The sequence below is a fragment of the Streptomyces sp. UH6 genome (assembly GCF_013421635.1).
Taxonomy (GTDB): Bacteria; Actinomycetota; Actinomycetes; order Streptomycetales; family Streptomycetaceae; genus Streptomyces; species Streptomyces abyssomicinicus.
Map to the genome: position 1 here is coordinate 1 of NZ_JACADT010000457.1, position 4,393 is coordinate 4,393.

4 protein-coding genes and 1 pseudogene are annotated in these 4,393 nt (G+C 74.3%); 2 read left to right on the forward strand and 3 right to left on the reverse strand.

Annotated features, from left to right (window positions below):
• The 3 genes and pseudogenes from HW445_RS19805 to HW445_RS19815 form a co-directional block, all read right to left on the reverse strand.
• Positions 1 to 1,045: pseudogene (locus HW445_RS19805) on the reverse strand (cation acetate symporter); the annotation flags it as partial.
• A 31-nt stretch (positions 1,046 to 1,076) separates the two neighbouring features.
• Positions 1,077 to 1,469, reverse strand: coding sequence for a hypothetical protein (locus tag HW445_RS19810; RefSeq protein WP_180222330.1), 393 nt, complete (start codon positions 1,467 to 1,469; stop codon positions 1,077 to 1,079).
• Positions 1,470 to 1,479: 10 nt separating this feature from the next.
• On the reverse strand, positions 1,480 to 2,229 hold the full coding sequence (locus HW445_RS19815; RefSeq protein WP_180222331.1) for a LytTR family DNA-binding domain-containing protein: 750 nt from the start codon (positions 2,227 to 2,229) through the stop codon (positions 1,480 to 1,482).
• A gap of 159 nt (positions 2,230 to 2,388) precedes the next feature.
• Between HW445_RS19815 and ddaH the strand changes: the two genes are divergently transcribed.
• Both ddaH and rocD read left to right on the forward strand, forming a co-directional pair.
• Complete coding sequence (gene ddaH, locus HW445_RS19820; RefSeq protein ID WP_180222332.1) at positions 2,389 to 3,201, forward strand: dimethylargininase; 813 nt, start codon at positions 2,389 to 2,391, stop codon at positions 3,199 to 3,201.
• Positions 3,198 to 4,393 (forward strand): ornithine--oxo-acid transaminase (gene rocD, locus HW445_RS19825; protein WP_180222333.1); only part of this gene is annotated, 1,196 nt, incomplete at its 3' end. The genes ddaH and rocD, both read left to right, overlap by 4 nt.

Below are 4,393 nucleotides of genomic sequence, written 5' to 3' on the forward strand. Positions count from 1 at the left end.
CGAGGACGACGACGGTGGTGCGGCGGGCGGCGACGCCGTTGGGGCTGGTGTAGAAGCGGACGACCACGTGGGGCAGGCCCATGGTGCCGAGGAAGGTGGCGAGGATCAGCCCGTAGGTGGCGTGCAGCGGGCGTTCCCCCTGGGCGGTGGCCGCGCCGTCGGGGAGGACGCCGTCGGCGAGGACGGTGTCGCCGGAGCCCTGGGCCACCGGGACGGGCGCTCCGGCCGGCAGGCCGAGCCGGGCGCCCCCCTGCACCGTGTGGACGCCGGCGGGCAGGGTGACCCGGTCGCCGTCGTAGGGGTGTCCGTCGACGCGGCCGTGGACGGTGACCGTGAGGGGTTCGCCCAGGCGGATCTCGACGGTGTCCTGGACCCGCACGGTGCGGTGCTCGCGCAGGGCGGCGGGTTCGTCGAACACCCGGGTGGGCGCGCCGTCGCCCTGCCAGGCGAGGACCAGGAAGAGGGCGGGGACCAGCAGAGCGGTCAGCTTGAGCCAGTACTGGAAGGCCTGGACGAAGGTGATGGAGCGCATCCCGCCGGCGGCGACGTTGGCGACCACCACCACCGCGACGATCACCGAGCCGAGCATGCCGGGCGCCCCGGTGAGGACCTTGAGGGTGAGCCCGGCGCCCTGGAGCTGGGGTATCAGGTAGAGCCAGCCGATGCCGACCACGAAGCCGCTCGCCAGCTTCCGCACCCGGGGCGAGGCGAGCCGGGCCTCGGCGAAGTCGGGCAGCGTGTAGGCGCCGGAGCGGCGCAGCGGGGCGGCGACGAAGAGCAGCAGGACGAGGTATCCGGCGGTGTAGCCGACCGGGTACCAGAGCATGTCGGGTCCCTGGACGAGGACCAGTCCGGCGATGCCCAGGAAGGAGGCGGCGGAGAGGTACTCGCCGCTGATGGCGGCCGCGTTGAGGCGTGGGCCGACGGTGCGGGAGGCGACGTAGAAGTCGGAGGTGGTGCGGGAGACCCGCAGGCCGAAGGCGCCGACCAGGGCGGTGGCGACGACCACCAGGGCGACCGCGGCCACGGCGTGGCTCTCGTTCATACCGTGCGGCTCTCGTTCCTCGTGTGTCCGGTCAGCGGTCCTGGTCCTCGACGAGCCGCACGAAGTCCCTCTCGTGGCGTTCGGCGCGGCGCACGTGCCACCGGGCGAGGAGTACGAGCGGCGGGTAGAGGCAGAAGCCGAGCACCGCCCACTCCAGGAGGCGGCCGTGCGGGGCGGCGGCGAAGAGCAGCGGCAGCGGGGCGACCAGTGCGGCCAGGACGGCGAAGACGGTCAGCGCGGTGCGGAGCTGGGTGCGCATCAGGGAGCGGACGTAGGTGTGGCCGAGGGTGGTCTGTTCGTGGATCTCGGTGCGGGGCCGGTAGTGGGTCCCGCCGCCGCGGCCGTGGCCGTGGTGGCGGCGGGGCGGTCCGGTGACCACCACGCGGGCGGGCCGCTCGGCGGCCTGGCGGGGCTCGTGGGACATCGGCGGCCTCCTACGCGGCGCCGCGGCGCATCAGCAGGTCGCGCAGTTCGCGGGCGTGGCGGCGGCTGACCTGGAGTTCCTCGTCGCCGACCAGGACGCTCACGGTCCCGGCGGCCAGGCGCAGTTCCCCGATGTGGCGCAGGGCGACGAGGTGGCGCCGGTGGATGCGGACGAAGCCGTGCGGCCGCCAGCGCTCCTCCAGGGTGGAGAGCGGGACGCGGACCAGGTGGCTGCCGGCACCGGTGTGCAGCCGGGCGTAGTCGCCCTGGGCCTCCACGTGGGTGATGTCCTCGACCTGGACCAGCCGGCGGACGCCGCCGAGGTCCACGGTGATCGCGTCCGGTTCGGGTTCGTGCACGGGTATGCGGGCGGCGCGCAGTTCGTCGGCGCGGCGGACGGCCTCGGCGAGGCGTTCGCGGCGGACCGGCTTGAGGACGTAGTCGACCGCCTTGAGGTCGAAGGCGCGCACGGCGAAGTCCTCGTGGGCGGTGACGAAGACGACCAGGGGCGGGCTGGCGAACCCGGTGAGCAGGCGGGCCAGGTCCAGGCCGTCGAGGCCCGGCATCTGGATGTCGAGGAAGACCACGTCGATGGCCTCGGGGCCGTCGGGTCCGGATTCCAGGGCGCGGTTGATGCGGCGCAGCGCCTCGGTGGCGTCGGACGCGCCCTCGGCCCTGCCGATCCGGGGGTCGGCGTCCAGCAGGTAGAGGAGTTCGCCCAGGGAGGGGCGTTCGTCGTCGACGGCGAGGGCGCGCAGCATGAGGGTGGAGTGTAGGAGGTATTCGCACGTATGGACATGCACGTACGGACATGTGTGCCCGTCGTGCCGGGCGGGCGGGCGGCGGCCCGGAAGCGGTCCGCCACGGAACACCCCGGTTGGTCCCTTGTCGGCGCTATGCCCGCTTCCTAACGTGGTGGTATGTCCGAGAGACGTTTGCCGCGGCGACGGCGCTTCCTGCTGTGCGAGCCCCGCCATTTCGACGTGTCCTACGCGATCAATCCCTGGATGCACCCCGACGAGGAGGTCGACGTCCGGCGGGCGCACCGGCAGTGGGAGGCGCTGGCCGCCGCCTACCGGGCGCACGGCCATGTGGTCGAGACGCTGGCCCCGGTGCCGGGGCTGCCCGACATGGTGTTCGCGGCCAACGCCGCGCTGGTGCTGGACGGCCGCGCGCTGGGGTCGCTGTTCCACGCGCCGGAGCGGCAGGACGAGTCCGGCCACTACGAGATGTGGCTCAAGGAGGCCGGTGTCCCGGTGCGCCGGGCCCGGGCGGTCTGCGAGGGCGAGGGCGACCTCGTGCCGGTGGGCGGCCGGGTGCTGGCCGGGACGGGGTTCCGCACCACGCCCGAGGCGCACCGCGAGGTTGAGGAGCACTTCGGGGTCCCGGTCGTGGGGCTCCGGCTGGTGAATCCGTTTTTCTACCATCTGGACACCGCGCTGTTCGCCCTCGACGACGAGAACGTCGCCTACTACCCGGACGCCTTCGCGCCCGAGAGCCGCGCGGTCCTGGAACGGCTGTTCCCGCACGCGGTGGTCGCCACGCTGGGTGACGCGCTGGCCTTCGGCCTGAACTCCGTCTCGGACGGACGCCACGTGTTCATCGCCCCCCAGGCGGTGGCGCTGACCGAGGAGCTGGCGCGCCGCGGCTATGTCCCGGTCCCCGTCGACCTGTCGGAGTTCCGCAAGGCAGGCGGGGGCATCAAGTGCTGCACCCTGGAGGTCCGCGCATGACCGCACCGACCGTTCCCTCCGGCCGCCCCGGCGGCCCCGAAGACCCCGACGGGGCCGCCGGGGCCGACGGCGCCGGCCGTGCCCTGCCGGGCGGCGCCGTCCCGGTCCGGGACTCCGCCGGCCTGATCCGCGCCGAGGAGGCCGTCCTCGCGCCCAACTACCATCCGCTGCCGGTGGTGGTGGCCCGGGCGGAGGGCGCCTGGGTGGAGGACGTGGAGGGCCGCCGCTACCTCGACCTGCTGGCCGGCTACTCCGCCCTCAACTTCGGCCACCGCCACCCGGTGCTGGTGGAGGCCGCCCACCGCCAGCTCGACCGCCTCACCCTGACCTCGCGCGCCTTCCACAACGACCGGCTGGCCGGCTTCGCCGAGCGGCTGGCCGCGCTGACCGGGCAGGAGGCGGTACTGCCCATGAACACCGGCGCCGAGGCGGTGGAGAGCGCGGTGAAGGTCGCCCGCAAGTGGGCCTACGACGTCAAGGGCGTGCCCGACGGGCAGGCGACGATCGTGGTGGCCGCCGACAACTTCCACGGCCGGACGACGACGGTCGTGGGCTTCTCCACGGACGAGACGGCGCGGGCCGGATTCGGTCCGTTCGCGCCGGGGTTCCGGATCGTGCCGTACAACGACCTGCCCGCCCTGGAGGCGGCCGTGGACGCGACCACGGCGGCGGTGCTGCTGGAGCCGGTGCAGGGCGAGGCGGGGGTGATCGTCCCGGACGACGGCTACCTGTCGGGTGTCCGGGAGATCACCCGCCGGGCCGGGTGCCTGTTCGTGGCGGACGAGATCCAGTCGGGTCTGGGCCGCACGGGGTCCACGCTGGCCGTGGACCTGGAGGAGGTGACGCCCGACCTGGTGCTGCTGGGCAAGGCGCTGGGCGGCGGCATCGTCCCGGTGTCCGCGGTCGTGGGGCGGCGGGACGTGCTGGGCGTGCTGGGGCCGGGGACGCACGGCTCGACGTTCGGCGGCAATCCGCTGGCGGCGGCGGTCGGCACGGCGGTGGTGGGGCTGCTGGAGACCGGTGAGTACCAGCGGCGGGCGGCCGAGCTGGGCATCGTGCTGCGGGACGGACTCGCGCCGCTGGTGGGGCGCGGCGTGCTGGGCTTCCGCACGCGGGGGCTGTGGGCGGGGGTCGACGTCGACCCCGCGCTGGGCACGGGCCGCGAGGTGGGTGAGCGGCTCCTCGCCGAGGG

Excerpts from the sequence above, each read along its gene's own strand:
- HW445_RS19815 (WP_180222331.1), bottom strand. The coding sequence starts at position 2,229 with ATGCTGCGCGCCCTCGCCGTCGACGACGAACGCCCCTCCCTGGGCGAA.
- HW445_RS19810 (WP_180222330.1), bottom strand. The coding sequence starts at position 1,469 with ATGTCCCACGAGCCCCGCCAGGCCGCCGAGCGGCCCGCCCGCGTGGTG.
- ddaH (WP_180222332.1), top strand. The coding sequence starts at position 2,389 with ATGTCCGAGAGACGTTTGCCGCGGCGACGGCGCTTCCTGCTGTGCGAG.